The sequence below is a fragment of the Pseudomonas sp. BTN1 genome (assembly GCF_001907715.1).
Lineage (GTDB): Bacteria > Pseudomonadota > Gammaproteobacteria > Pseudomonadales > Pseudomonadaceae > Aquipseudomonas > Aquipseudomonas paracarnis.
The window spans coordinates 15,514-41,443 of the sequence record NZ_MPBM01000017.1 but is presented as its reverse complement, the minus strand read 5'-3'; the positions used below and the strand labels follow the sequence as shown (position 1 = coordinate 41,443).

Below are 25,930 nucleotides of genomic sequence, written 5' to 3'. Positions count from 1 at the left end.
CCGGTGATCTGTGGTGATGTCCAGGCACTTCAGCTGCGGAGGTGGGTGCCTGGGGGTTACCGAATACCGGCCCGGCTTTGTTGTCCCCCGATTGAAAATTCACATGGGCAGCATTCTGGCCCTTGAAGGAAGGTGCAGCCTGGCGCGTGTTTTTGACCTCGGCCTTGGCGCTGGCCTGTGAAAGGTCAGGCGTTGATGAAGCAGAGACGGGTGTATCCAACATCGATACCGACATAAGTTTCTCCATACAGTGGGCGATTTTCAGCTTGTCGCTCCAACGCAGTGTCGAAGCCCATCAGCTTTCCCATGTGTGGTTTTGCGTGGGAATCAGTTCCTGATCCAGCCATAATCTGTGCTGTGGTGATGTAGGAAACAGAGTGTGGTCTTGCAGCAATGAGTGCGCGGAGCGCTTTGCCCAGGCAAAAAAAATCGCCCCCCTGAGGTTGCGATTTTTCCCAGAGACGACAGATCAGAACCCGACGCTTGCCTGTACAAAGAACGTGCGAGGCTCACCCAGGTACAACCCTGCATTGTTGTCGCTAGAGCGTGTGTAATGCTGCTGGTCGAAGACATTTTTCACGCCCACGCCCAGCTTCAGGTTCGACAACTGCGCGCCAAAGTCATAACCGCTGCGCACGTTGACCGAGACATACCCAGGGATATCACCGTATTGGCCATCCGCGGTGCCTTGGGTGATGTAGGTGGTTCCGGTGCCTGGCGCCCGTTGGCCGGACTGGGCATAGACGTCCAGGTTGTGGGTCCAGTGGTTGACGTCGTAGCGCAAGCCCAGGGTCGCCACTTGGCGGGAATACAGTGGCAGGTCGCGGCCCTTGAACGGCACATCACCTTCGGAGGTGGCCTTGGTGTAGGTGAAACCCGCGTTGGCGGTCAGGCCGTCGAGGCGCGGGTCGAGGTTGGACAGGTCGTAATGGGCCGATGCTTCGATGCCGCTGTGCTTGGTGGCGCCGAGGTTGGTCCAGCCCACGTCATTGCTGACGTATTGCAGTTCATCCGAGAAGTCGATGTAGAACAGCGTCACTTCGCCGCCCCAGACGCTGTCGTTGTAGCGCGTACCGACCTCGTAGGTCTTGGCCTTTTCCGGGTTCAGGCCGTTGGCCGTCTGGTCGCCGGTACCGCCCTGGCCCAGTTGGAAATACTGCAGGCTGCCGAAGGAGGTTTCGTAGTTGGCGAACAGTTTCCAGGCGTCAGACACGTGGTACATCACGCTCAGCGCCGGCAGCGGTTCGTTGTTGTGGACCTCGCGGCGTTTTTCCTCGGTACGCTTGCCGTTCAGGGCCACGACTGGGCGGTCATGCCATTCGGTACGGATATCTTCAAAGCGAATGCCCGGGGTGATGGTCCATTTGCCAATATCGATTTTGTTATCGATATAGAAGGCGTTGGCTTCAGTGCCCCCCGTGCGGTCCTGATACACGTGACCGTCGCTCTGCCCGCCCGGCGTCGGTACGTTGTTGACCAGGTTCAGGCTGGTGGCCTCCTCGTGCATGCCTTCTTTGAGGTAGCGATAGCCCACGCTGACTTCCTGGGTACTGGGCCCCAGGTCAAACACATGGGACACACGCGGCTCGATGCCGAAGGTGTAGTAGGTGCGCGGGTAGGAACTGAGGGTCTTGAGGTCGCGGTTGGCAATGTTGCTGCCACGGAAACTGTCGGAATAGTAAGTCAGCACTTCGGCCTGGGTGCGGTCGTCGATCTGGCGGATGTACTTGAAGGAGATGTCCTTGCGGCGCCCGCTGAAGTTGTCCCAGTCACGCACCGATTGGTACGGGTTGGCATCGAACTGCTTCTGGGTCAGGCCGCCGGGCATATCGGCGCTGGCATCGTAATAGTGGAAGTTCAGCGAGAAATCGTCTTGATCGGTCGGCGCCCAGTGGGTCTTGAAGATCACATCATCGATGTCGTTGCCGTTGTTGCTGTTGCGGTAACCGTTGCCATTGACTCCGGAGTACAGCAGCGCGGCACCGATACCGTTGTCGGCCGTGCCGCCGATAAAGGCGTTTTCCACATGCTTCCAGCCCCCGTGGGCAGACGTTTGCAGGGTGGTGCCGACTTCCCCGGAGAAGTCTTGCGGGATCGCACGGGTTACGAAGTTGATCACGCCGCCGACGTTCTGTGGCCCATAACGCACCGAACCCGCGCCACGGACAACGTCGATACTTTCCAGGTTACCGGCAGAAATTGGCGCCATCGACAGCTGTGGCTGGCCGTAGGGAGCGAACGCAGCCGGTACGCCGTCAATCAGCACGGTGGAGCGCGGCGACAAGCGTGACGTCAGCCCGCGCACACCGACGTTGAGGGAAATATCACTGCCGCCGGTGCCGTTGGATTCCTGCACTTGCACGCCAGGCACACGGCGCAGCACATCACCGACGTTCATCGCGCCCTGCTCTACCATGGCCTCGCGGCGAATAACCGTGCGCGCACCGGGGTGGTTCTGCACCACTTCGGCATCGGCGTCGGCAAGCCAGTCGCCCACCACTTTGATATCGGTGACCCCCAGTTCCAGCGGTGAGCCCGCTTCACCGGTGCCGCTGCGCACCGGACGCAAGGTCACGGAGCCGGCGTCAATCTGGTAATCCAGGCCACTGCCTTGCAGTAATTGCCGCAGGGCTTGTTCGGGCGAGAGGTTGCCATCGACCGCGGGAGCTTGCTTGCCAGCCACCATATCGGGGCTGAAGAACACTTGCAGCGAGGTCTGCTGGCCCAATTGGCTCAAGGCTGCGCCGAGGGATTGGGCACGAATGTGGATGCCCTCGGCAGCCTGTGCGGTACTGATGGCAACGGCCAGGGCCAAGGGCGCCCAGCGGGAAATTTTATTGTTGTGAAGAGCAAGTTTTTTCACGTCGAACCTAGTCCTGTGATCGCAAGCATGCGCAGCCGTTAATGCAAACCAGTTGCAGTTGTACGAGAAGACGAAGAACTCGAAAAAAACCTGAACGTCAGCGTGAAATAATTTCCTGGCTACCGTCCGGCAAAGTGCGCAAGGCGACCGGCAGGATGTGGGGCAAGGCCTTGAGCAAAGCGTCGGTGTCGCTGGATTTGAAGACGCTGGTCAAGCGCAGGTTGCCCACCGCTGCCGTGCTGACCCGCAGCGGTTGCTCGCGGTAGCGCGACACTTCCCGCGCCACGTCTACCAGGGTGGCGTTGTTGAACACTAGTTTACCGCTGCGCCACGCGGTCAGTTCTTCAGGGTTCACCGCGTAGGCCGCCGCCACTTGGCCTTGGGGATCGACATGGGTGCCACGCCCGGCGGTGAGCGTGACGATGTGATCGGATGCCCGGCCCTGCACCTTGACCGTGCCGGCTTCGACCGCCACGCGGGTCTGGTCTGCCTCCCGACGTACATCAAAGCGCGTGCCGGTGACGGTCACCTGCCCTGCCCCGGCTGCGACCACAAACGGGCGTTCGGCGTCATGTTGCACGCTGAACATCGCCTCGCCCTGCTTGAGCTCTACGCCCCGACGGCTCTTTTCGTAGCGAACCGCGACCACGCTGCGGCTGTTGAGGTCCATCACGGAACCGTCAGGCAAGGTCACCTGACGATGCTCGCCTAACCGCGTGCTGAATTCGGCATTGTAGGGCTTTGGCTGCCCCAGACCGCTGTACGCACCCAGGCCCACTGCAACGGCGACCACACTGGCGGCCACGGCATAACGCAGAAGCGCACGCCGTCCAAGGCGCTCGGTTGGCGCATCGCCCAGCGCCTGCAAGCGGGCCTTGGGCAGCAAATCCGTCGCACTCCATAGCCCTTGCAGCACATCGATTTCGTACTGATGCGCGGGCTGCGACCTGCGCCAGGCATCGAAACGTTGACGTTCCTGGGCGCTCAATGGGCCGTCTTGCAGGCGTACAAACCACTGCGCGGCCTCATCACGGACACGGTTATCCATCGTGGAAGATCCTGTTTCAAAGCCGGTCATGGCGCGCTCGCATCCAGACGATCACGCAGATGCCGCAAGGTGCGGATCATATACTTTTCCACCATGTTTTTAGACAGCCCCAGGCGTGTGGCGATTTCCTGCTGGGTGAGCCCTTCGATCTTCTGCCAGATAAAAACCCTGCGACAGTTGAGCGGCAATTCGGCCAGCGCCCGCTCGATGGCGTCGGCCAATTGGATCGCGTGCATGTAATGTTCCGGGTCGCTACTGTGCGGCGTACTGTGATCAACCACCTGCAGCGTCAACGTCTCGCGACGGTCTTCGCGGCGGTAGGCGTCCACCGCAATATTGCGCGCGGTTTGATGCAGGTAGGCGCGCGGTTGCGCCACCTCGCAGGCAGCGGACTCAAGCACACGCACGAAGGTGTCGTGCGCCAGGTCTTCGGCTTGCTGACGGTTTCTCAGGCGGCGTGTCCAGGTGCCGATCAACTCTTCGTAGTGCTCGAAAAAGCCTGTTCTGCGGGGCGGCTGAGGAGTCATCGCGAGAGCACTGGGGAGGCGGGGCGTGAATGGTAATGCTTCCTATTAAGTGGGGCAATTGCTGCTCATCGCCCACCCACTATCTGTTTGAAATGACCTCACTCATGTATTGATGCAAATCGCGAAAGTCTTTAACACTCCAGGCATGTGGCGCGATCTTTACGCCATTGTCTTGCAGCGTCTTGGGGATCAGGTTGCCATTGGGGCGAAGAATGACCGAGGAGACAATAACGCCAGGATATTCATGGAGTCGTTTCTTGAAGGCGGCGGTTGTCAGGTCGGGGGTTGGCGGATTACTTTTTTTAGCCAATGGCCCGGTGCCTTTGATATCGGGCCCATGGCATACAGCACAGCGCTGTAGATACAGCGTTTTACCATGGCTGTTATCGGCAAGGCACAGGGCTGTTTGAGTCAGTGATAAAACGGCCAAGACGCCGCTGACTAACAGTTTGATCAATCTGGTATCGGCCCGCGCCTGCATTCCATCGCTTCCTGTATTGCCCTTTGTTTTCAGCATCATACGATAAAGTCGCGCTTTTACCCGCGCTGGGCGTAAACGCGAGGGGGTGAACTTCCGCTCCCCGCCGCCAGTCAGCAAGAAGGACTCTCATAAAACGGTGGGTGGGCGATGCAGATTTCCTTGCAGCAACAAGTGGCCCTGGTCACCGGGGCCAGTTCCGGCATTGGCGCGGGCGCGGCCAAAGCCCTGGCCGCAGCAGGCGCCGCGGTGGTGCTTAACTACAACTCCCAGGCGGCACCGGCTGAGGCTCTCGCCGCGCAGATCAATGCCAACGGCGGCCGAGCGCTTGCGATTGGCGGCGATGTGTCCAAGGAGGCTGATGTCGAACGCCTGTTCGCCCAAACCCTCGACGCCTTCGGCCATCTGGATATTCTGGTGGCCAACTCCGGCCTGCAAAAAGATGCCAATCTGGTCGACATGACCCTTGAGGATTGGAACACGGTGATTGGCGTCAACCTCACCGGGCAGTTCCTGTGCGCGCGGGCGGCGGTGCGTATCTTCAATCGCCAGGGCGTTCGCGAAGGTGTGTCACGGGCGGCCGGCAAAATCATCCATATGAGTTCGGTGCATCAAGTCATCCCCTGGGCCGGGCATGTGAATTACGCCGCGTCCAAGGGCGGCGTGGAGATGCTGATGCGCACCCTCGCCCAGGAAGTCAGCGAACAGCGCATCCGTATCAATGGCATTGCGCCAGGGGCGATTCGCACGGCGATCAACCGTGCGGCCACCGAAGGCGCGGCAGAACAAGAGCTGCTTAAATTGATTCCCTATGGTCGTGTCGGTGACGTCCAAGACGTGGCCAACGCCGTGGTGTGGCTGGCCAGCGATGCCTCTGATTATGTGGTTGGCAGCACCTTGTTCATCGATGGCGGTATGAGCCTCTACCCGGAGTTTCGTGGCAATGGTTGATTTCAAGAACGAACCTCAAAGCGCCATTGATGCCCACGGGATCATTGGCGACATGCGCAGCGCGGCACTGGTGAACGACCGCGGCAGCATCGACTTCTTCTGCTGGCCGGAATTTGACAGCCCGTCGGTGTTTTGCGCATTGCTCGACACGCCCGAGGCCGGCACATTTCAGCTTACCCCGGACCTGCCCAACGCCCGCCGCGAGCAGATCTACCTGCCCGACACCAACGTGCTGCAGACCCGCTGGCTGAGCGATGAAGCGGTGGTGGAGATCACCGACCTGCTGACCGTCAGCGAAAACGTCGATGAACTGCCTTTGCTGATCAGGCGGGTACGGGTGGTCAGTGGCAAGGCGACTATCCACTTAAGCTGCGCCGTGCGCCACGACTATGCCCGGGCCGCTACCGAGGCGAAGGCCGAGGCTGCCAGTGTCGTGTTCACCGCCAACGGCCAACCCGGCCTGCGCCTGACCGGCAGCCAGTCGCTGACCCTCCAAGACAACACCGCCATCGCCACCTTTACCCTCGCCCAGGATGAAGGCGCCGAATTTGTCCTCGGTGGCCAGGAGGATGCGCGCGTCACCAACGACTGTACTGACCTCTACCTGGAGCGCACCTTGAAGTTCTGGCGCGGTTGGATCAGCCAGTCCAACTACCGCGGGCGCTGGCGCGAGATGGTCAACCGCTCGGCACTGGCGCTGAAACTGCTGACCTCGCGCAAACACGGCGCCATTATCGCCGCGGCCACGTTCGGGCTGCCGGAAACGCCCGGCGGCGAACGCAACTGGGACTACCGCTATACCTGGATCCGCGATGCGTCGTTCACCGTCTATGCGTTCATGCGCCTGGGTTTCGTCGAGGAAGCCAACGCCTATATGCGCTGGCTCAGGGGTCGGGTCAGCGACTGCTGCGGCCAGCCGACCAAGATCAACATCCTGTACGGCATCGACGGTCGCCAGGAACTGCCGGAAACCACCCTCGACCACTTGAGCGGCCACGGCGGCGCCCAACCGGTACGGGTGGGCAATGAGGCGTTCGATCAGATCCAGCTGGATATCTATGGCGAACTGATGGACGCGGTCTATCTGGTGAACAAGTACGGCGAAGCCATCTCCCACCAAGGCTGGAAACACACGGTGGAAGTGGTCGACCAAGTGTGTGAGATCTGGAACCGCAAAGACGTAGGCATCTGGGAAATGCGCGGTGAGCAGCACCACTTCCTGCATTCACGCCTGATGTGCTGGGTGGCCCTGGACCGTGCCATTCGCCTGGCCTCCAAACGTTCGCTGCCGGCCCCGTTCGCACGCTGGGACCAGACGCGCCAGGCGATCTACGCCGACATCTGGAGCAACTTCTGGAACGAAGAACGCGGGCATTTCGTCCAGCATATCGGCAGTACGGCGCTGGACGGCTCGATGCTGTTGATGCCGCTGGTGCGCTTCGTTGCAGCCACCGACCCGCGCTGGCTGGCGACGCTGGAAGCGATCCAGAAAAGCCTGGTGCGCGACGGCATGGTCTACCGCTACCGCAATGACGACAGCCAGATCGATGGGCTGCAAGGCGTCGAAGGCGCGTTTGCCGCCTGCTCGTTCTGGTACGTCGAATGCCTCGCGCGCGCCGGGCAAGTCGAAAAAGCCCATCTGGAGTTCGAGCAGTTGCTGCGTTACGCCAACCCGCTGGGGTTGTACGCCGAAGAGTTCGACAGCCAGGCCCGGCACTTGGGTAACACGCCCCAGGCCTTGAGCCACTTGGCATTGATCAGTGCGGCAACGTTCCTGGACCGCAAACTCAGCGGGGAGAAAACCGTATGGCAACCGTGACGTCCCCTGCCCCGCTGCTGTATGTGCGCACAACTCTACTTGATGTGGCTTACGAAACCCACGGCCCCATCGATGGCGAACCGGTGATCCTGTTGCATGGCTTCCCTTACGACCCACGGGGCTACGACGACATCGCGCCGGTGCTGGCTGAACGTGGTTATCGGGTATTGGTCCCGTATTTACGCGGTTATGGCCCGACGCGATTTATCAACACGCAAGTGATGCGCTCCGGCCAACAGGCGGCGCTGGCCAAGGATTTGCTCGACTTCATGAATGCATTGTCGATCCCGCAAGCCACCCTCGCCGGCTTTGACTGGGGTGGGCGCGCCGCCTGTATTGTCGCGGCGCTATGGCCACAGCGGGTGCGCGGGCTGGTGACCGGCGATGGCTACAACATCCAGGCCATCAGCCAGTCGCTCAAACCCCGGCCGCCTGAGACAGAGCACCGGCTCTGGTATCAGTACTACTTTCACACCCAGCGCGGGGTCGACGGCTTGACGGCCAACCGGCGTGAACTCTGCCAATTGCTCTGGACGCTGTGGTCACCGTCCTGGGCCGAAGGGCCAAGCCGCTACGCCCTGACCGCGCCGTCGTTTGATAACCCGGATTTTGTCGAGGTGGTGATTCATTCCTATCGCCATCGCTTTATGTATGCGCCGGGTGATCCCGCGCTGGAATACATCGAGCAGGCGCTGGTGCCCCAACCGGCGATATCGGTACCGAGCATTTCGTTGTGTGGGGCCGATGACGGTGTGGGCCCGCCGCCGCTTGTGGATGACGATGTGGAGCACTTCAGCGGCTTTTATCGCCGGCAGGTGTTGCCCGGCGTGGGTCATAATGTTTTCCAGGAAGCGCCGCAGGTCACGCTTGAAGCACTGCTGGAACTACTGGAGCGGTGAAAAACGCTCTCGATAAGCCTGGGGCGTCACTGACAAGGCCCGCAGAAAGCTGCGGCGCAAAGTCTCTTCACAGCCAAAACCGCATTGCATGGCGATACGTTTGATGGAGGTCGTGCTGTCTGCCAGTTGCCGGCGTGCGTTTTCGACGCGAATCAGTTCCACGGCCCGCGCCGGTGTTTGGCCAGTCTCGGTGCGGTAATGGCGTACAAAGCTGCGCTCGCTCATGCCAGCCTGGGCTGCCAGGGTGGCGATGCTCAAATCCAGCGTCAGGTTATCGGCGATCCAGGCATGCAGCTCGGCAAAACGGCTGTCGCTTTTTTGCAGAGATAACGTCACGCTGAATTGCGACTGACCGCCAGGGCGCTTGAGGAACACCACCAAGTGGCGCGCCACCTCCAGGGCAATCGCACGCCCCAGGTCATCCTCTACCAGGGCCAGGCACAGGTCGATCCCGGCGGTCACGCCAGCAGACGTCCACACCGCGCCCTGCTGGATGAAAATCGGATTGGCCTCCACCGTGAGTGCAGGGAACTTGCGCGCCAGTTCTTCACAGCGCGTCCAGTGCGTGGCCACGCGGCAACCATCAAGCAGACCACTGGCGGCCAGCAGAAAAGCCCCGGTGCAGACCGAGGCCATGCGCCGGGTGTGCAGGGATTTATCACGCACCCATTGCACCAGCGTCGGGTCCTCGGCAACACCGTACACACCCCAGCCACCGGCGATCACCAGCGTGTCGCAGGGCTGGTCAATGGCGGGCAGCGGCTCGGCCAGCAGTGCCAGGCCGGCCGACGTCATTACCGGCCCAGCCTGAGTAGCAATGACGTTGACCGCGTAGGGCAATGGCAAACCACGTTGGCGCGCCAGATCGTTAGCCGATGCGAACACTTGTAGAGGCCCGGTGACATCGAGCACCTGGGCATTCTCAAACGCGAGTACATGAATAATTTTTGGCATGATTGGCGCGATTAGTGGGCTCTATGGCGTACTCGCCAAAGCCTAGGCTTCTACAGTGAGGACGTCCATTCCTTTTCGGAGCTTGAACCATGACTTTGCAGATCGGTTTTCTATTGTTCCCCGGCATCCAGCAACTGGACCTTACCGGCCCCTATGATGTCCTCGGTTCGCTGCCAGACGTGAAACTGCACCTGGTGTGGAAAGACCTCGCGCCGATCACCTCCAGCACGGGCTTGGTGTTCACGCCGACCATCACTTATGCCGACTGCCCGAACCTGGATGTGCTCTGCGTACCCGGCGGCGCCGGTGTGGGCCCTTTGATGGAAGACCCGCAAACCCTGGACTTCCTCAAGGCCCAGGCACAGACAGTGCGCTACATGACCTCGGTGTGCACCGGTTCATTGGTATTGGGCGCGGCAGGGTTACTGCGCGGTCGCAAGGCCACCACCCATTGGGCCTACCACCACCTGCTCGCCCCGCTCGGTGCTATTCCCGTACAGGAACGTGTGGTGCGTGACGGCAACCTGTTTACCGGCGGCGGGATCACCGCCGGCATCGACTTTGCCCTGACTCTGGCCGCGGAGTTGTACAGCGAAGCGGCGGCGCAACTGGTGCAACTGCAGATCGAATACGCGCCAGCCCCACCGTTTGACTCAGGCCGCCCGGAGACGGCGCCCAGGCATGTGCTGGAGGAAGCCAACAAGCGCACGGTGGAGTCACGCAGAGTGCGCGGGGAGATTGTTGCGCGGGCAGCTGCGCGGTTGGGGTGAATGTTTATTCGTGGCGAGGGAGCTTGCTCCCGCTGGGGCGCGAAGCGGCCCCGTTCTTGGTTCGAGAAGAATGGGACTGCTACGCAGTCCGGCGGGACGGTTCGACGCCTCGACAAGCTCCCTCGCCACAGTACAGCGCTGCTTCTTAACTGACGGGCATCGCCGTTACTGCGCTCGCGTCTCGCCGCCTCCCTCTACTACCCGATCAACCAGCAACTGAACGCCCTCCACCATTCGGCAAATCCCCAGCACTACACTGCGCTGCGAACCTTCAACCTCAAAGGCCAGGTGCGCCGCAATGGCATTGATGGAGTCCAGATCCTGAGAGGCATTGACCAGCAGGGTTTCGGTGTCGAGGTTGGGATGGAGGGTGAAGAGCAGGTTTGAATCTGAAGGAGGATTGGGGCTGTCTTTGATCATGATGTAGTTCCTGAGAGTAATGGACTACCACCGAGTTTTTCTCACGAACTGAAGGTGGCAGCTGTACGCGGAGTGAGAAAACCAAGACCCCAGGAGCTTGGCCACGCCGAAGCGTGCCCGCGCACAGCCGCCATAACAGCGAGCCGAAAAGCGCGTGCACTGTATACGGTGAGCGCTTTTGCGCCAATGGAGTAGTTCGGATTTCTCACGTCCGGTCGCTGAATTGGCAGCGACTGGGCAAGACTAGTGATGACCATTCTTAGCAGCAACCTTAAAGGGTTGTGGGAAAAAACCGGCTTCAGCGCCTGGACGCAAGGTGAGTCCTAGGCTGCTGTACGAAACTTCTTGCGATTCTTTCGGTGCTAAACGGCCTGTCCGGTTGTAGCCGACTGTAACCACGATGCGAAGCGAGCCGCTCTTGATCTGCTTTTGATCTTAGGCGCCCCGTTAACCGTCAGGGCGGAACCCTAAGTAGCGGTTACCGCAGGAATGGATATGCTCTCGGTATAACTGCGTCGCCTGTTAGGCCGCCTTCGCGAGCAAGCCCGCTCCCACAGTTTGATTGCGGGGTGCCAAGTAGATAGGCGTCGGCTGGCATGCCGTCATCGCAGGCAAGCCAGCTCCCACAGTTGGATTGCGGGGTGTCTGGTAGATGAGCATTGGCTGTCGGGCCGTTGCGGGAGCAAGCTCCCCCGCCACAAGAAACTTGCTTGGCTTCCCGCCTGTCATTCAGGCAGGACGCGACATCACCGCCAAGCGCACGGCCAACGCCGTCAGCACCGTTGCCAAGCCCCACTTCTGCAGCCAGGCGCTTTTGGTGCGCTTGGCGAAGAAGCGGCTGAGCGCCCCGCCAAACAGGCCCAATAGCATGTGAAACACGCTCGCGATCAACGTCAGCACGCCGCCCAGCACCATCAGTTGCAAGGCGATGGGCCCCGCCTCGGGCCGCACAAACTGTGGCAGGAACACCATGAAAAACAACAACGCCTTGGGGTTGAGCAAACTGTTGAGTATGGCTTGCAGAAACACTCGGCCCAACGCCACGCGACCGACGCGAGCGGTGTCCAGGCCGGGGCGTTTTTGCAAGGTTTTGAAGGCCAGCCACAGCAGGTAAATCACGCCTGCATAACGGATCAGGTCGAATGCCGGCGGCCAGCTGGCGACCAACGCCGTCACCCCCATGGCGGTCAACGCTGTCAGCAACAGGTCGGCCACGCCAATGCCCAGGGCCGAAGCAACGCCGCCGCGCCAGCCATGGGTGACGCCCTGACTGATGACAAATGCCATGTTCGGCCCCGGTGACAGCAACAACAGCAACACAGCGCCGGAAAAAACACCAAGTGTGACGAGGCTGATCATGGTCGAACCGTCCGCTGGGAAAAAATCCAGATTAATCGGCGCTGGCAGGCGCTACAAAAAATTGTGCTGGATACATTGCTCACGCAGCGAACCGAGTGATTGCTGAATGCCACAACCAACGTCTAGAATGCGAAACATTATCAATTAAGCCTGCTGCGCCAGGATGACCATGTCGAGCAATCACCCACTGGACCTTGCTGCCATCGGCCAGCTTTACCAAGCCCACCATTCCTGGCTGCGGGGCTGGTTGAGCCGGCGCACGGGTTGCCATGAGCGCGCCGCCGACCTCGCGCAGGACACCTTCGTGCGCCTGCTCAACGCGCGTCAGCAACAGACCTTGCAGCAGCCGCGCGCGTACCTGAGCAGCATCGCGCGCAGCTTGATGATCGACCAATACCGGCGCCGCGAACTGGAACGCGCCTACCTGGAAAGCCTGGCGCACTTTGCGCAAATGGAGGTGCCGAGCGAGGAAACACGGCTGCTGATCCTCGACAGCCTGGAGCGCATCGACCGTTTGCTCGACCAGCTCAAGCCACGGGTGCGCGAGGCGTTTCTGTTGGCCCAATTGGACGGCCTGACCTGTCCACAGATCGCCCTGCGCCTGGGCGTGTCCAAGGCCACAGTGGAGCGCGACCTGTCCAAGGCGCTGCACGCCTGTTACCGGTTGCGCTATGCCGACTCCTGACTCGCGCCTGGTCGACCAGGCCATCCAGTGGATGATCAAGCTGCGCTACAACACCGCCGACGACGCCAGCACCGCGGCCTTTGAGCAGTGGCTGCAGACCAGCGAGGCGCATCAGCAGGCCTGGCAACGGGTCGCCACCCTGAATGACGATTTCAACCACTTGCCGGCGCATGTCAGTCGCCATGCACTCGACGGCGCACGCCAGCACATCAGCCGTCGTGAAGGTCTGAAAATGCTCGGGCTGTTTGCCGGCGCCGCAGGTTTGGCCTGGCTGGGTCGCGACTACACGCCCCTGCCCGCCTTGATGGCGGACTACCGCACCGCCACTGGCGAGCGGCGCTGGGTAGCATTGGAGGATGGCAGCAAAGTCCAGCTCAACAGCGCCAGCGCCGTCGACATTACCTCCAGCGCCGAACAACGGCTGGTGAACCTGCGCCAGGGTGAAATATTGATCAATACCGGCGTCGACCGCCGTCCGCTATGGGTGCATACCCGCGACGGTTACCTACGCGCCCTGGGCACACGCTTGCTGGTGCGCGAAGAACCCCAAGGCACCCTGCTGGCCGTGCAGCAGGGTGCGGTGGCGGTGTTTGCCGACCGCCATGACGGCACGGCACGCCAAGTGATCAAGCCTGGCGAACAGGTAGTGTTCAACCGTAGCGGTATCCGCCCGTCCCCCAACAACGGCCTGGACCCTTGGGCCTGGAGTGACGGCGTGATCAGCGCCCACAACATGCGTCTGGAGGACTTCCTGGCCGAGCTGGGCCGCTATCGCAATGGGTTGCTGCGTTGCAGCGAAGCCGTGGCGGGGCTGCGGGTGTCGGGCACTTACCAACTGGACGACACCGACCAGGTGCTCAAGTTGGTGGCGCAATCGCTGGCTATCGATGTGACCTACCGTAGCCGTTACTGGGTGACCGTCTCCGCTCGCGTGTGACCTTGCAAAATAAATGAGGTGAATTCTCATTGCCATTCGACCTGTAAGGAGAGGCCGATCAACAGGCCCGTGTTGTCCACTTCCTTCAGGAGCATCCCGCGGTCATGCAAGCGTTCCCCTCCAAACGTTCACCCCTCAGGCACGCCCTCAATGCCACCCTCCTTGGCGCGTGCGTGGCGGCCAGCGCCTTGCCGTATACCGCAAGTGCCCAGGAGCCCGGCAGCGAGCGCCAGGCCCGCGCCTGGAATATTGCGCCTGGGCCGCTGGCGGGCGCCCTTGATCAGTTTGCGCGGCAGGCCGGTATCAGCCTGTCGTATGACGCTGGCAGCGTGGCAGGCAAAAGCAGCCCGGGGCTGAGCGGCACCCTGGCCCCACAACAGGCCCTGAACCGGTTACTTCAGGGCCAGGGCTTGCAGGCGCAAAGCCAGGGCCAGAACGCTTGGTTACTGCTACCCCAGCAGCAAGCCGGCTCGACGCTGAACCTGGGCGCCACCACCATCACCGGTGATCGTTTGGGCGCCACCACCGAAGGCACCGGCTCCTACACCACCGGCGCCGTGACCATCGGCAAGGGCGAACACAGCCTGCGACGCACGCCGCAATCGGTGAGTGTGATGACCCGCAAGCTGATGGATGACCAGAACATCACCACCATCGACCAATTGCTGGAGCGCACCCCAGGCATCACCAGCTACGAATCACCCATGGGCGGCAAGTATTTTTACTCCCGGGGCTTCAAGATGCTCGGCCAATACCAATTCGACGGCGTGCCACTGGATATCGGCAAGGACTACGTACAGGCCGACAGTTTCAGCGCGAACATGGCGATCTATGATCGGGTGGAAGTCCTCAAGGGCGCTGCTGGCATGCTCAAGGGCGCCGGCACCGCCAGTGGTGCGGTGAACTTCGTACGCAAACGGCCCCAGGACAAGCCCACCACCAGCCTTGGCCTCTCGGCGGGCACCTGGGATAACTATCACGCCGAATTCGACACCGGCGGCCCATTGAACGACAGCGGCACGGTGCGTGGCCGCGCGGCGGTTAGCCAACAGAATCGTGGCTCGTACATGGACCTTGCCAAGCGTCAGGACCAGGCGTTTTACGCGGCCCTGGACATGGATGTCAGCCCTGACACCACCCTGGGCTTCGGGGCCAGCTATGAGGATGTCGACTCCACGCCGTGCTGGAGCGGCCTGCCGCGTTATCGTGACGGCAAAAGCCTCGGCCTGAGCCGCTCCACCTGCCTGGGCCAGGCCTGGAACGATTGGCAAAGCCAGCGCACCACGCTGTTCGCCGATCTGACCCATCACTTCAACGACGACTGGAAGCTCAAAGTCAGCGCCGTGCATAGCCGCAACCTGCAAGACATCAAATACGCCGCCAGCGAAAGCACCGTGGACTATGGCAACCCGGCCCCCACGCTCACCAGCTACGCAGCCTTGCTGGACTACGATCACAAAGACTACGGCCTGGACGCCTACATCGATGGTCAATTCGAAGCCTTTGGCCTGCAACATGAGTTGATCCTCGGCGCCAATGGCAGCCGTGGTACCCAGGACGATGTCTATGCGATCCGCAACCTGCCCCAGCGCCAAAGCGTCTTCAACCCCAACCACCACTTCCCGGAACCTGCCGACGACACCTTCTGGCCCAACATGTACCGTGGCGGCACGGTCAAGGAAACCGCCACTCAATACGGTGCCTACGCCACCTTGCGCCTGCGTCTGGCCGAACCTTTGATGCTGGTTTTGGGCAGTCGCGTCAGTTGGTATGAAAACCGCCGTAAGTCCCTGAACCTGGCCTGGGGCGAGTGGACCGACCAGGATGCACGCACCAAGGAAACCGGGGTGGTCACGCCGTTCGCCGCGCTGATCTACGACCTCAATGACAACCTTTCGGTGTACACCAGCTACGCCGATATCTTCCAGCCACAAAGCTCCTACGCTACGGTCAGCGGTTCGGCCCTCAAGCCGAAAATGGGTGAGAACTATGAGTTGGGCATCAAGGGCGAATGGTTTGACGGGCGCCTGAACAGCTCCCTGGCGCTGTTTCGCGCCATCGAAAAAAACGCCGCCCAAACCGATTTCGAGACCCGCTGCGGCAGCTCCTCCGACGGCTACTGCTACACCGACACGGGCAAAGTTCGCGCCCAAGGGGTCGAGGCCGAGCTGAGCGGCGAATTGATCGAGCGCCTGCAAGTGTTTGGCGGCTATACCTACACGCAAACCAAGAACCTGAAGAACATCGACAGCGCAGCCGAAGGCGCGGTGTCCAACACTTACGTGCCACGGCATATGCTGCGCTTGTGGGGCGACTACCAGTTGGACGGTGCGCTGTCGAAATGGACAGTCGGCGCAGGGGTCAACGCCCAAAGCAGCAACTACCGGCTGCAAACCATCAAACTGGAACAGGCCGGGTATGCGTTGTGGAATGCACGCCTGGCGTATCAGGTGGATGACACCTGGACCGTGGCGCTCAATGGCAACAACCTGTTCGATAAAAATTACTACCAGACCGTGGGCACCTCAGGCTGGGGTAATCTCTATGGAGAGCCGCGCAACCTGACCCTGAGCCTCAAAGGCAACTTCTAGCCACTGCCCCTCCTGTAGGAGCGAGCATGCTCGCTCCTACAACTTCCCCTTCCTGCCATCGTCAGAAAGCTTTTTTTCGCTGCCAGGCAAATCCCTACGTTTGTTCCTACACTCCAAAAAGCCAGCATCAATTCTCGATTTTTCTGAAAGCGTCCCCTTTTATGTCAATTAATCGTCATATCATGGAGGCCTTACGAGAGCCATTGACGGCAAAGGCCAAAAAGCCAAAACATTGACACGGACCCTCAAGAGAGCCACTACTTAGCCATCACTCCGTAAATTCCTGCGTCTGAACAGGCATTACGTATTACCCAGCAACAGCAGTTGTTCGATTTGCACCACTTGTAAAGCAAAGCTGCCTTATGGATGAGCAAACGAATAGGAACGTTCTGGTGGTGTATTGAGGATCTGATTTATGCGCGGTAAATCGTCGGTCGATAGCCTGTTTCTGACTCGTCCCGGTTTCGTTGAGTTTTTTGTCGTTTTCGTGAAACTGATCCACGGCCTTACGGCTGTGGTGCCGGCCATTATTCTGTTGTTCTACCCGGACCCCGTCGCCGAGCACATGCGCAACCACTACCTGGGCCTGCTGGTGTTTTTTGCGCTCCTGACCATCATTCTGTTCCAGGCTCTGGGGGTGTACTCCGAGGATCTGTTCAGCAACCGCCTGCGTTTTCGCGTGATGCTGGTGGCCTGGGTCTCGGCGTTTTGCATCCTGCTGTTCATGTACCAGATCCTGCTGCTGTTCCCACAGTTGAGCCCACGCAACCTGGCGGCCTGGTTTTCCATGAGCCTGGTGCTGTTTGGCGTGGAGCGGATATTGATGCTGCGCCTGTACCGCCATCTGATGGATAACGGCAAATTCCTCCAGCGCACCGTGATCCTGGGCTTTACCGACACGGCCGTGCATGTGGCTGAACACCTGTCGCGCAACAGTGACATCCGCTCCGGCCTGATCGGTTTTATCGACGACCGTACCGAGCGCATTCCCAAGGAATTGAGCCGCCTGCCGTTGCTGGGCAATACCCGCGATCTGGAAAAGCTGATCCGCTCCGAACAGGTCAACCAGGTGATGATCACCCTGCCCTGGGCCGCCGAGCAGCGCATCAACGGGTTGGTCAAGCGCCTGCGGCAGATGTCGGTGAACGTCATGCTGGTGCCGGATATGGCCGCCCTGCGCTACGGCCATAACCGCATCACCGATGTGGGCGGCATCCTGATGTTCAACACCTCGCAGTTGCCACTGCGGGGCTGGTCGCCCTTTATCAAACGTTGTGAAGACCTGCTGCTGGCCAGCATCGGCCTGCTGCTGCTGTCGCCGGTGATGCTGGTGACCGCCATCGCGATCAAACTCGATTCCAAGGGCCCGGTGCTGTTTCGCCAGAAGCGCTTTGGCTACAACGACAACCTGATCCGGGTATTCAAGTTCCGCTCGATGTACGTCGAACAGACCGACCTCAACGCCGAAAACCAGACCACGCGCCAGGACCCGCGCATTACCCGGGTCGGCAGGATCATCCGCAAGACCAGCATCGATGAGCTGCCCCAGCTGTTCAACGTACTGCTGGGCAATATGTCGATGGTCGGCCCGCGCCCCCACGCCACGGCCACCAAGGCGGCCGGGATTCCTTTCGAGCAAGCGGTCAGCGAATACAGCTCGCGCCATCGGGTCAAGCCTGGCATCACCGGCTGGGCGCAGATCAATGGTTACCGCGGCGAGACCGACACGCTGTTCAAGATTCAGAAACGGGTCGAATACGACCTGGAATACATCGCCAAATGGTCCGTGTGGCTGGACCTCTACATCGTTTTCATGACGGTCCCGGCCGTTCTTTCCACCAAGGAAGTCTATTGATGAACCCACTTAACGGATTGATCCCGTGCATCATCTCCGGTGGTTCGGGTACGCGGCTGTGGCCGGTTTCGCGGCAGAACATGCCCAAGCCGTTCATGCGCATGCGCGACGACCAGAGCCTGTTGCAGAAGACCTTCCTGCGGGCCAGTCACTTGCCGGGCGTCGACAGCATCCTGACCGTGACCAACCGCGACCTGCTGTTTCGCACCCTGGACGACTACCGCGCGGTGAACACCCAGCGCCTGGGCCTCGACCTGCTGCTGGAGCCGTTTGGCCGCAACACCGCCGCCGCCATCGCCGTGGCTGCGTTGCATGTGCAGGAGCATTTCGGCGCAGACGCGCAGTTGCTGGTGATGCCGGCCGATCATCTGGTCCTCGATGAAGGCGCCTTTGCCCAGGCGGTGGAAAAAGCCCGCGCGTTGGCCGAGGCCGGTTACCTGGTGACCTTTGGCATCCAGCCTGACCGAGCAGAAACCGGCTTTGGCTATATCGAACAAGGGCCGGCACTGGGCGCTGGGTTTCGGGTGCAGCGCTTTGTCGAAAAGCCCGACCAAGCCACCGCCCAAGGCTACCTGGACGGCGGCAAGCACCTGTGGAATGCCGGCATGTTCTGCTTCAAGGCAGCCACCCTGCTGGAAGAATTGGCCAGCCACGCCCCGGCGGTTCTGGAGGCGGCCAAGGCTGCACTGGAGCACAGCCAGAGCCTGCAAAACAGCAGCAGCCGCCAGCGCGAACTGAGCCCTGAAGGTTTCGGCACCGCGCCGGATATCTCCATTGATGTGGCGCTGATGGAAAAATCCGCCCAGGTTGCGGTCGTGCCCTGCGACATTGGCTGGAGCGATATCGGCTCCTGGGAAGCCCTGCGCCAACTCACGCCCAGTGACGACAATGGCAACCAGATCAATGGCGAGGCGATCCTGCACGACGTACATAACTGCTACATCGATTCGCCCAAGCGGGTACTCGGTGCGGTGGGCGTGCGCGACCTGATCATCGTCGACACCCCGGACGCCCTGCTGATCGCCGACGCCCATCGCAGCCAGGACGTGCGGCATATCGTTGCCGAACTCAAGCGCCAGAATCACCCGGCGTTCAGCCTGCACCGCACCGTCACCCGGCCTTGGGGCACCTACACGGTGCTGGAGGAAAGCACGCGGTTCAAAATCAAGCGCATCGTGGTCAAGCCCAAGGGCTCGCTGTCCCTGCAAATGCACCATCACCGCAGCGAGCATTGGGTAGTGGTCAGCGGCGCAGCGATGATCACCAATGGCGAACGCGAGATCCTGCTCAACATGAACGAGTCCACCTACATTCCCGCCGGGCACAAGCACCGCCTGACCAACCCCGGCATCATCGACCTGGTGATGATCGAGGTACAGAGCGGTGAGTACCTGGGTGAAGACGACATCGTGCGATATGACGACATCTACGGCCGCGCGCCGGTTGAAGTGAAGCCCTGATGCGTACGTCATTGATCATCCCCACCCGCAACGCGGCCAGTCACCTGGACCGCCTGTTGCCAGCGCTGCGCATGCAGACGTTGCAACCGGACGAGATGCTGGTGGTCGACAGCGCATCGAGCGATGACACCGTGGCGCGCTTTCGCGAGTTTGGCGCACGTGTGGAGGTGATTGATGCCCGCGACTTCAACCACGGCGGCACCCGGCGCTGGGCCAGTGAACAGGTGGGCGGCGACGCCTTGATCGTGATGACCCAGGACGCGATTCCCGCCACCGCCGAGACCTTCGCCAACCTGATCAGCGAGCTGCAACTGGAGCCGCTCAATGGCGTGGCCTATGGACGGCAGCTGCCGCACCCCGGCGCCGGCGTGCTCGGCGCGCAGTCGCGGCACTTCAATTACCCGGCGGCCAGCCGCACCAAGCGCCTGGACGATGCAGCGCAACTGGGCATCAAGACCTGCTTCAGCTCTGACTCGTTTTCGGTGTACCGGCGCAGCGCCCTGAGCGCGGTGGGCGGTTTCCCCCGGGATGTGATTGGCAGTGAAGACGCCTATGTGGCCGCGCGCATGCTGCTGGCCGGTTACCAGGTGCGCTATGCCGCGAGCGCGCAGGTGTATCACTCCCACGATTACCGCTTGCTGGAAGAGTTTCGCCGCTACTTCGATATCGGTGTGTTCTACGGCCGCGAACCGTGGATTCGCCAGGCGTTTGGCGACGCCGGCGGCGAAGGCAAACGTTATGTGCTGGCCGAACTGCACGCATTGCGCGAGGCCAACGCGCTGTATCGCGCCCCCGAAGTGGTGGTGCGCAGTGCCTTTAAATTGCTGGGCTATCGCCTCGGCCACCTTGAACGCCACCTGCCCAACGCGCTTAAACGGCGCCTGGGCATGTTTTCCACCTACTGGACTTGAGCCGTCATGAAGACTATCAACCGACGTTTCCGTCTTACCCTGCTCGGCCTTTTGAGCACCTCAATCTGGCTGGCCGGTTGTTCGACCCCCGCGCGGGTGCCGCTTCCTGACAACACTACGCTCAAGGCCGGCCATCAAGCGGCGCTGACCCTGGCCGACCTGCCACCGCCGCAGGTGCTGATCCAGAGCGGCGACTCGCTGCGTATCGTGCGTGATGCCCAGGAACCGGCGGCGGCCGATGACATGACGGTGTTCGTGGTGCGCCCCGACGGCGTGATCTCGGTGCCCAACATTGGCCGGGTCAAGGCGGCCTTGCGCACGCCCGAAGACCTGGGCAAGGAGATCACCGAGAAGTATAAGCGCATCTACCGCGAACCTGCGGTGACGGTGAACATCGCCAGCGCACCGAGCAACAAGGTGTTTATCGGCGGCGCGGTGTCCAACCCGGCGTTTTTCGACCTGGCCGGCAACGTCAGCGTCGAGCAGGCGCTGCTCAGCTCCGGTGGTGTATTGCCCTCGGCGGATGCCTCCAACGTGGCCTTGCTGCGTACCGGGCCCGACGGCAAGTACAGGACGTACTTCATCAGCCTGGAAAGCATGCTGACCAACCCCAATCACCCGCGGGTGGCGTTGCAGCGCGGCGATTTGATCTTTGTGCCGCAGTCGGGCATCGGCGCGACGGTGGAGGCCGTGGACATGTACTTCACCAAGCTGTTTCCGATCAACAAAGGGATTGGCATTGGCTTGAATTACGACCTGAACAAGAGCGACGTGAAAAACAGCGGCAACACCATCTACAACAACCCAACCATCAACGCAGGCCAAGGATTATGAAGCGGGCTTCGTATCACTCGAACCAAGCGTTCCCGCCTTTCGTAACCCCCATATGCAATGGAGTGATCCTGTGATCGAAATCCGCTCTCTTCGCGACCTGCTGCGGCTGTTTTTCATCTACCGCCGCGAATTCAAACTGGCCGTGATCACCACGATCGTCGTTGCCGTGCTGGGTGCCTTCCTGTTGCCGGCTCGCTACGAGTCGGACGCGCGCTTGCTGGTCAAGCCGGGCCGGGACAACACCACGTTGCCGATCGAAGCCGCCAACCGTCAGACGCTGATTGCCCCGAGCACCCAGCACGACCCGATTGTCGACGAAGAAAAAATGCTCACCGGCCGACCCATCGTGCATATCGTCGCCGAGCGCTATATGGCGATGACCGCCGAACCGCCGCAAGGCTTCTGGAAGGTCACCAAGTTCTACATCAAAAAGGGCGTTGGCGAAGTCATCAATGGCATTCGTAGTGTGCTGCAGTTCGTCGGCCTTGCCGAGAAACAAAGCCCGCTGGAACGCCTGGCGACCTCACTGGAGAAGAACTTTACCGCCGGCCACGAGCCGGGTTCTTCGGTGATCGAGATTTCCTTCACCTGGGACGATCCGGCGGTGGCGCAAAAAATCGTCGAGGAATGGGTCAATGCCTACCTTGAAGAGCGTGCACGAATTCTCGGGCGCAAGAGCCTGCACACCTTCTATGAAACCGAACGCGCCAAGGTGGCAGAGAACATCCAGAGTCTGAAAGATCAGTTGCAAGGCCGCTTGAAGCAGATCGACTCGATCAGTGTCGATGCACGCCTGAAGAACCTGACCAACCAGATCGACCGCGTCACCGATGCCAAGGTCAGCGCACAGAACCAGATATCGGGGATTCGCAGCCTCCTGGCCAACGCCAGCCAGCAGATCAAGAGCCAGCCGGCAGACGTGGTCACGATGCGCGAAACCAGCCTCAACCCCACCCAGCTCGACCTCAAGCGCCAGCTTAATGCGCTGCAAGTGGAGCGGGCTCGGCTGCTGCGCACTTACCTGCCGGGCACGCCGCAGGTCAATCAGATCGAGCAGAACATCCGCGACATGGAAGCCCTCAGCGCCCAGGAAGCTACACGCCTGGAACGCTCGCAGAACACCGCGCCCAACAGCCTGGTGATCAACGTTAAACAGCAAATGATCGACGCCCAGTTGCAAGAGCGCAAACTGGCCGGGGAGATCGAGAACTACGACAAGACCCTTGCCGAACTGCGCGCCCAGCGTGACCAGGCGATGACCGATGAACCGCAACTCAACACCCTGAGCCAACAACTGCGCACGGCCGAAAAGAGCTATGCGTTGTACTCGGACAATCTTGAACAGGCGCGAATCGACCACGAACTGGACAATAGCCAGATCAGTAACATTGCCCTGATCGAACACGCCACCCTCAACCCGGCCCGCGTGTTTCCCAAGAGCCTGCTGATGCTGTTGTTCGCCATTCCCGCCGGCGTGGCCGTGGGCTTGCTGACCATCTATGTGCTGTACCTGCTGGACCAGCGCATCCACGATGGCACGCGCTTGCAGGAGATGTTCCATGTGCCGCTGTGGAGCAGCATTCCCGATGTGCAAGATGCAACGCCGGCAGCCGTCACCGCCAGCCTTTATCGCTTGTACAGCCTGTTGCCCCTGGATCGCATTGCCGCCGACGGTTTTGCCCTGGGCCTGACCTCGGCGCGCCATGGCGAGGGTGTGACCTTTATCGCCTCGCAACTCAAGCGTTTGCTGGAGGAACGTGGTCACCGCGTCTCGGTCGATGGGGCGAGCGCGCCAACGCCGGGTGAGGTGTTGCTGCTGGACGCCTCGGCGCTGTCCTCCAACCCGCAGGCCTTCCTGACGCTGCGCCGCGCTGACCAGATCGTACTGGTGATCGAGGCCCGCACCAGCACCGTACCGACGATCGAAAATGCCGTGTCGTTGCTGACCACTGCGTTCGGCAAAGTCGACGGCATGATCCTCAACCGCCGTCGCTTCGAAGTGCCGGCCAAGGTGCTGGCACGACTCAACAGCTGGCGCGGGGCGGCCTGATGCGTATCGCACTGCTGGCGCCGCTGCCACCGGAGCAGACCGGGATCGCCGATTACGCCGCGCATCTGCGCCATGCGTTGATCGAACAGGGGCTGGAGGTGGTGACCCCGCTCGCCGGCTGCCTGGAATTGCCTGAACAGTTGAAGCGCCTGCAGGCCTTCGACTGGCGCGGCGTGGACCTGGTGCATGCCGAACTGGGGGGTGGGCGCTTCGGTGAGTTCCAGGCGCTGGAGTACCTGCGCCGGGCGCAACCGCACCTGCCGTTGACCGCCACGGTGCATGACCCGGAGCGCCTGATCTGGCGCCGGGCCAAGCTGTTTTTCCCCTTGACCCTGCTTGAACGCCTGCCCCATCCGCTGCCCCAGGCGGCGGCGCTGCTGGCCGACCCGTTGACCTTGCACGAAGAGCGGCGCCTGGCCAAAGGCATGCGCCGCCTGATCACCCTCACCCGCCTGGGCGGCGACTGCCTGCGCCAGCGCATGGGCCTGCGCCCGCAACAGGTGGCGGTGATTGCCCATGGCAACCTGCCCATCGTGCCCCAGGCGTTGCCGCCATTGGCGCCACTGCGCCTGTTGTATTTCGGTTTTATCTACCGTGGCAAGGGCATTGAAGACCTGCTCCAGGCCCTGGCCCAGTCACTGGCCGCCCACCCGCAATGCCGAAGCCAGGTACGCCTGACCCTGGCCGGTGGCACCGCGCCGGAAATGACCTTTGACCCCGCCGGCAACTACCTTGATGGCCTGCGCGAGCAGATCAGCGCCCTGCATCTTGAGGATGTGGTGGACTGGCAACTGGACCTGCCATCGGCGCAGATCCCTTCTACGATCCAGGCGCACCACGTGATGGTGCTGCCCTATCGCGAATCGAAAAAACTCAGTTTCCTAGGGCAAATGCGCGGCACCAGTGGCGCGCTGTCGTGGGCCAATGCATGCGGGCGCGGGGTGATCACCTCCAACGCCCGCGCCTTTGCCGAAGAGGTGGCTGGCGGTAATGGCATCACCTATCAGCAGGGCGATACAGCGTCCTTGAGCAACGCCTTGAGCCGATTGATCCTTGACCCGCAACAGGCGCAGCAATGGGCCGCCCGGGCTGGAGAAATCGGCCACCAACGCCAGTGGGCCAACACGGCCCAGCGGTTTGCTGAATTATTTCGGGATGCTTGTGAGGAGCCGTTGCGATGAACCTGTCATCCGTTCGCCCACTGTGGCGCTACTTGCCGCTGGCGCTGTCAATCGCCGTCGGTAGCGCCCTGCTGTTGAGTGAAAAAGTCGATGCGCAGCCGGTGAACCTGGCCCCGGAGCGCACCGTCGTCTGGAAGGACTTTCTCGGCGTAAACGCACACTTTCTGTGGTTCACACCCGAGCAGTACCACAAGCAGATTAAGCAGTATAAAAAGCTTGGATTGCAATGGGTGCGGGTCGACCTGCACTGGGATCGCCTGGAACCCAAAGAAGACGGTTATCAGCTCAACACCTTCGATGAACTGGACCGCACCCTGACCGCTGAAAAAATCCGCTCGGTGTTTTACCTGGTGGGCTCGGCGCCCTTTATCACCACCGCCCCCAAGGGTGCGCAGTTCCAGGATCAGTACCGACCGCGGGATCCGGAAGTGTATGCGTTGCGCCTGGCACTTCTGGCCAAACGCTACCCCACTATTGATGCCTGGCAGGTGTGGAACGAGCAGAACCTGCCGAACAACTGGCGCCCCAAAGTCGACGCCAAGGAGTACGGGCAATTGTTATTGGCCAGTCACCAGGCGCTGAACCTTGCCGCGCCCGGCAAACTGCAGGTCATGGGCGGCATGGCGTACTACAGCCAAATGCCGCCGCGTGGCAAAACCCTGATGTTTGAAGCACTCGGCGCGCTGGGTGTGCAAAACCTGGGCATGGTCGCGGCCTATCACCCTTATTCGATGACCCCGGAAACCGATGAGCCGGGCAAGAACGAAGTGCTGCTGCGCGGTGATCAACTCAACTCAATGCTGCACGGCGCCGGGATCAAGAACGTATGGGCCACCGAGTGGGGCTGGTCCAGCTACGCCGGCCCCAAGGAGATGCAGGACTTGATCGGTATCGACGGGCAGGCCGACTACACCTTGCGCCGCCTGGCGTTGATGGCGTCCCAGGACTACCAGAAGATTTTCCTGTTCGCGCTGTCCGACCTCGACCAACGCGCCTCGCCACGCGACCAGCATTACGGCCTGTTGAACCTTGATGGCGAACCCAAGCCGGTATACACCGCCCTCGCCCGCTTCCTGGAGATTACCGGCCCCACGCTTAAACCCGGCAACACGCCGCAGTTGCAGGATGTACCGGACAGCTTCTACAGCGTGGCCTGGACCCGCCCTGACGGAAAACACCTGCTGATGTATTGGAGCGCCAAAGGCAGCAGCATCAGCCTGCCCGGCATCAAACACGCAGAACTGCTGGACCCGCTGACCGGCGCCCGGCAAACCCTGAGCGACGACAACGGTATTCGCCCAGCGGTGAAGCCAAGTTTGCAGATACTGGTGTGGTAGC

At 61.1% G+C, this 25,930-nt stretch carries 21 protein-coding genes; 14 read left to right on the top strand and 7 right to left on the bottom strand.

Annotated elements, in window-relative coordinates; all coding sequences use genetic code 11:
* Positions 1 to 469: 469 nt before the first annotated feature.
* The 4 genes from BMH52_RS06695 to BMH52_RS06680 all read right to left on the bottom strand — a co-directional run bounded on the left by BMH52_RS06695 (position 470) and on the right by BMH52_RS06680 (position 4,919).
* Positions 470 to 2,863 (bottom strand): TonB-dependent receptor, encoded by a 2,394-nt coding sequence (locus tag BMH52_RS06695; RefSeq protein WP_019818702.1) that lies wholly within the window; start codon positions 2,861 to 2,863, stop codon positions 470 to 472.
* Between the two features lie 97 nt (positions 2,864 to 2,960).
* Complete coding sequence (locus tag BMH52_RS06690; RefSeq protein WP_019818704.1) at positions 2,961 to 3,911, bottom strand: FecR family protein; 951 nt, start codon at positions 3,909 to 3,911, stop codon at positions 2,961 to 2,963.
* Positions 3,912 to 3,937: 26 nt separating this feature from the next.
* Positions 3,938 to 4,438 carry a sigma-70 family RNA polymerase sigma factor gene (locus BMH52_RS06685; RefSeq protein WP_073843231.1) on the bottom strand — a complete coding sequence of 167 codons (501 nt, stop codon included), beginning with the start codon at positions 4,436 to 4,438 and terminating at the stop codon, positions 3,938 to 3,940.
* A gap of 79 nt (positions 4,439 to 4,517) precedes the next feature.
* Positions 4,518 to 4,919: a cytochrome c gene (locus BMH52_RS06680; protein ID WP_073843229.1), complete on the bottom strand. Its 402-nt coding sequence runs from the start codon at positions 4,917 to 4,919 to the stop codon at positions 4,518 to 4,520.
* Between the two features lie 147 nt (positions 4,920 to 5,066).
* Between BMH52_RS06680 and BMH52_RS06675 the strand changes: the two genes are divergently transcribed.
* The 3 genes from BMH52_RS06675 to BMH52_RS06665 are packed head-to-tail and all read left to right on the top strand — an operon-like array spanning position 5,067 to position 8,585.
* Positions 5,067 to 5,867: a glucose 1-dehydrogenase gene (locus BMH52_RS06675; RefSeq protein WP_072435693.1), complete on the top strand. Its 801-nt coding sequence runs from the start codon at positions 5,067 to 5,069 to the stop codon at positions 5,865 to 5,867.
* A complete protein-coding gene (locus BMH52_RS06670; protein WP_019818710.1) occupies positions 5,860 to 7,686 on the top strand; it encodes a glycoside hydrolase family 15 protein in 1,827 nt (608 codons plus the stop codon). The genes BMH52_RS06675 and BMH52_RS06670 overlap by 8 nt, the downstream gene beginning before the upstream one ends.
* Positions 7,674 to 8,585 (top strand): alpha/beta fold hydrolase, encoded by a 912-nt coding sequence (locus BMH52_RS06665; RefSeq protein WP_072435694.1) that lies wholly within the window; start codon positions 7,674 to 7,676, stop codon positions 8,583 to 8,585. Before BMH52_RS06670 ends, BMH52_RS06665 begins: the two co-directional genes overlap by 13 nt.
* Here BMH52_RS06665 and BMH52_RS06660 read toward each other — a convergent pair.
* The gene (locus BMH52_RS06660) at positions 8,571 to 9,539 is read right to left on the bottom strand and encodes a GlxA family transcriptional regulator (RefSeq protein ID WP_014717847.1); all 969 of its coding nucleotides are present in this window, start codon (positions 9,537 to 9,539) and stop codon (positions 8,571 to 8,573) included. The genes BMH52_RS06665 and BMH52_RS06660 overlap by 15 nt on opposite strands.
* An 89-nt stretch (positions 9,540 to 9,628) precedes the next feature.
* On the opposite strand from BMH52_RS06660, the gene inhA reads away from it, so the two are divergent.
* Positions 9,629 to 10,309 (top strand): isonitrile hydratase, encoded by a 681-nt coding sequence (gene inhA / locus BMH52_RS06655; protein ID WP_019818712.1) that lies wholly within the window; start codon positions 9,629 to 9,631, stop codon positions 10,307 to 10,309.
* Between the two features lie 165 nt (positions 10,310 to 10,474).
* Here the strand turns inward: inhA and BMH52_RS06650 are convergent, their stop codons facing one another.
* Together BMH52_RS06650 and BMH52_RS06640 are read right to left on the bottom strand one after the other, a co-directional pair.
* Positions 10,475 to 10,729 (bottom strand): DUF6124 family protein, encoded by a 255-nt coding sequence (locus tag BMH52_RS06650; RefSeq protein WP_019818714.1) that lies wholly within the window; start codon positions 10,727 to 10,729, stop codon positions 10,475 to 10,477.
* 729 nt (positions 10,730 to 11,458) lie between these two features.
* The gene (locus tag BMH52_RS06640) at positions 11,459 to 12,088 is read right to left on the bottom strand and encodes a LysE family translocator (protein WP_072435697.1); all 630 of its coding nucleotides are present in this window, start codon (positions 12,086 to 12,088) and stop codon (positions 11,459 to 11,461) included.
* A gap of 169 nt (positions 12,089 to 12,257) precedes the next feature.
* Here BMH52_RS06640 and BMH52_RS06635 point away from each other — a divergent pair, with 169 nt between their 5' ends.
* The 10 genes from BMH52_RS06635 to BMH52_RS06590 all read left to right on the top strand — a co-directional run bounded on the left by BMH52_RS06635 (position 12,258) and on the right by BMH52_RS06590 (position 25,929).
* On the top strand, positions 12,258 to 12,773 hold the full coding sequence (locus tag BMH52_RS06635) for a sigma-70 family RNA polymerase sigma factor (RefSeq protein WP_014717844.1): 516 nt from the start codon (positions 12,258 to 12,260) through the stop codon (positions 12,771 to 12,773).
* Positions 12,760 to 13,710: a FecR domain-containing protein gene (locus tag BMH52_RS06630; protein WP_019818717.1), complete on the top strand. Its 951-nt coding sequence runs from the start codon at positions 12,760 to 12,762 to the stop codon at positions 13,708 to 13,710. Before BMH52_RS06635 ends, BMH52_RS06630 begins: the two co-directional genes overlap by 14 nt.
* Positions 13,711 to 13,814: 104 nt before the next feature.
* Positions 13,815 to 16,301, top strand: a complete 2,487-nt coding sequence (locus BMH52_RS06625; protein ID WP_072435699.1) for a TonB-dependent siderophore receptor — start codon at positions 13,815 to 13,817, stop codon at positions 16,299 to 16,301.
* 415 nt (positions 16,302 to 16,716) lie between these two features.
* Positions 16,717 to 18,156 carry an undecaprenyl-phosphate glucose phosphotransferase gene (locus BMH52_RS06620; protein WP_014717841.1) on the top strand — a complete coding sequence of 480 codons (1,440 nt, stop codon included), beginning with the start codon at positions 16,717 to 16,719 and terminating at the stop codon, positions 18,154 to 18,156.
* Positions 18,156 to 19,616 (top strand): mannose-1-phosphate guanylyltransferase/mannose-6-phosphate isomerase, encoded by a 1,461-nt coding sequence (locus tag BMH52_RS06615; protein ID WP_014717840.1) that lies wholly within the window; start codon positions 18,156 to 18,158, stop codon positions 19,614 to 19,616. The genes BMH52_RS06620 and BMH52_RS06615 overlap by 1 nt, the downstream gene beginning before the upstream one ends.
* On the top strand, positions 19,616 to 20,527 hold the full coding sequence (locus tag BMH52_RS06610) for a glycosyltransferase family 2 protein (RefSeq protein WP_014717839.1): 912 nt from the start codon (positions 19,616 to 19,618) through the stop codon (positions 20,525 to 20,527). The genes BMH52_RS06615 and BMH52_RS06610 overlap by 1 nt, the downstream gene beginning before the upstream one ends.
* A 6-nt stretch (positions 20,528 to 20,533) precedes the next feature.
* Positions 20,534 to 21,361 (top strand): polysaccharide biosynthesis/export family protein, encoded by an 828-nt coding sequence (locus tag BMH52_RS06605; RefSeq protein ID WP_014717838.1) that lies wholly within the window; start codon positions 20,534 to 20,536, stop codon positions 21,359 to 21,361.
* A 70-nt stretch (positions 21,362 to 21,431) separates the two neighbouring features.
* Complete coding sequence (locus BMH52_RS06600; RefSeq protein ID WP_073843227.1) at positions 21,432 to 23,411, top strand: exopolysaccharide transport family protein; 1,980 nt, start codon at positions 21,432 to 21,434, stop codon at positions 23,409 to 23,411.
* Positions 23,411 to 24,592: a glycosyltransferase gene (locus BMH52_RS06595; protein WP_019818724.1), complete on the top strand. Its 1,182-nt coding sequence runs from the start codon at positions 23,411 to 23,413 to the stop codon at positions 24,590 to 24,592. The genes BMH52_RS06600 and BMH52_RS06595 overlap by 1 nt, the downstream gene beginning before the upstream one ends.
* Positions 24,589 to 25,929 (top strand): glycosyl hydrolase, encoded by a 1,341-nt coding sequence (locus BMH52_RS06590; RefSeq protein WP_019818726.1) that lies wholly within the window; start codon positions 24,589 to 24,591, stop codon positions 25,927 to 25,929. Before BMH52_RS06595 ends, BMH52_RS06590 begins: the two co-directional genes overlap by 4 nt.
* Position 25,930 lies beyond the last annotated feature (1 nt).

What these genes read in the sequence shown, in the direction of transcription:
- BMH52_RS06690 (WP_019818704.1), bottom strand. Translation starts at nt 3,911, where the DNA reads ATGGATAACCGTGTCCGTGATGAGGCCGCGCAGTGGTTTGTACGCCTG.
- BMH52_RS06685 (WP_073843231.1), bottom strand. Translation starts at nt 4,438, where the DNA reads ATGACTCCTCAGCCGCCCCGCAGAACAGGCTTTTTCGAGCACTACGAA.
- BMH52_RS06680 (WP_073843229.1), bottom strand. Translation starts at nt 4,919, where the DNA reads ATGCAGGCGCGGGCCGATACCAGATTGATCAAACTGTTAGTCAGCGGC.
- BMH52_RS06675 (WP_072435693.1), top strand. Translation starts at nt 5,067, where the DNA reads ATGCAGATTTCCTTGCAGCAACAAGTGGCCCTGGTCACCGGGGCCAGT.
- BMH52_RS06670 (WP_019818710.1), top strand. Translation starts at nt 5,860, where the DNA reads ATGGTTGATTTCAAGAACGAACCTCAAAGCGCCATTGATGCCCACGGG.
- BMH52_RS06665 (WP_072435694.1), top strand. Translation starts at nt 7,674, where the DNA reads ATGGCAACCGTGACGTCCCCTGCCCCGCTGCTGTATGTGCGCACAACT.
- BMH52_RS06660 (WP_014717847.1), bottom strand. Translation starts at nt 9,539, where the DNA reads ATGCCAAAAATTATTCATGTACTCGCGTTTGAGAATGCCCAGGTGCTC.
- inhA (WP_019818712.1), top strand. Translation starts at nt 9,629, where the DNA reads ATGACTTTGCAGATCGGTTTTCTATTGTTCCCCGGCATCCAGCAACTG.
- BMH52_RS06650 (WP_019818714.1), bottom strand. Translation starts at nt 10,729, where the DNA reads ATGATCAAAGACAGCCCCAATCCTCCTTCAGATTCAAACCTGCTCTTC.
- BMH52_RS06640 (WP_072435697.1), bottom strand. Translation starts at nt 12,088, where the DNA reads ATGATCAGCCTCGTCACACTTGGTGTTTTTTCCGGCGCTGTGTTGCTG.
- BMH52_RS06635 (WP_014717844.1), top strand. Translation starts at nt 12,258, where the DNA reads ATGTCGAGCAATCACCCACTGGACCTTGCTGCCATCGGCCAGCTTTAC.
- BMH52_RS06630 (WP_019818717.1), top strand. Translation starts at nt 12,760, where the DNA reads ATGCCGACTCCTGACTCGCGCCTGGTCGACCAGGCCATCCAGTGGATG.
- BMH52_RS06625 (WP_072435699.1), top strand. Translation starts at nt 13,815, where the DNA reads ATGCAAGCGTTCCCCTCCAAACGTTCACCCCTCAGGCACGCCCTCAAT.
- BMH52_RS06620 (WP_014717841.1), top strand. Translation starts at nt 16,717, where the DNA reads ATGCGCGGTAAATCGTCGGTCGATAGCCTGTTTCTGACTCGTCCCGGT.
- BMH52_RS06615 (WP_014717840.1), top strand. Translation starts at nt 18,156, where the DNA reads ATGAACCCACTTAACGGATTGATCCCGTGCATCATCTCCGGTGGTTCG.
- BMH52_RS06610 (WP_014717839.1), top strand. Translation starts at nt 19,616, where the DNA reads ATGCGTACGTCATTGATCATCCCCACCCGCAACGCGGCCAGTCACCTG.
- BMH52_RS06605 (WP_014717838.1), top strand. Translation starts at nt 20,534, where the DNA reads ATGAAGACTATCAACCGACGTTTCCGTCTTACCCTGCTCGGCCTTTTG.
- BMH52_RS06595 (WP_019818724.1), top strand. Translation starts at nt 23,411, where the DNA reads ATGCGTATCGCACTGCTGGCGCCGCTGCCACCGGAGCAGACCGGGATC.
- BMH52_RS06590 (WP_019818726.1), top strand. Translation starts at nt 24,589, where the DNA reads ATGAACCTGTCATCCGTTCGCCCACTGTGGCGCTACTTGCCGCTGGCG.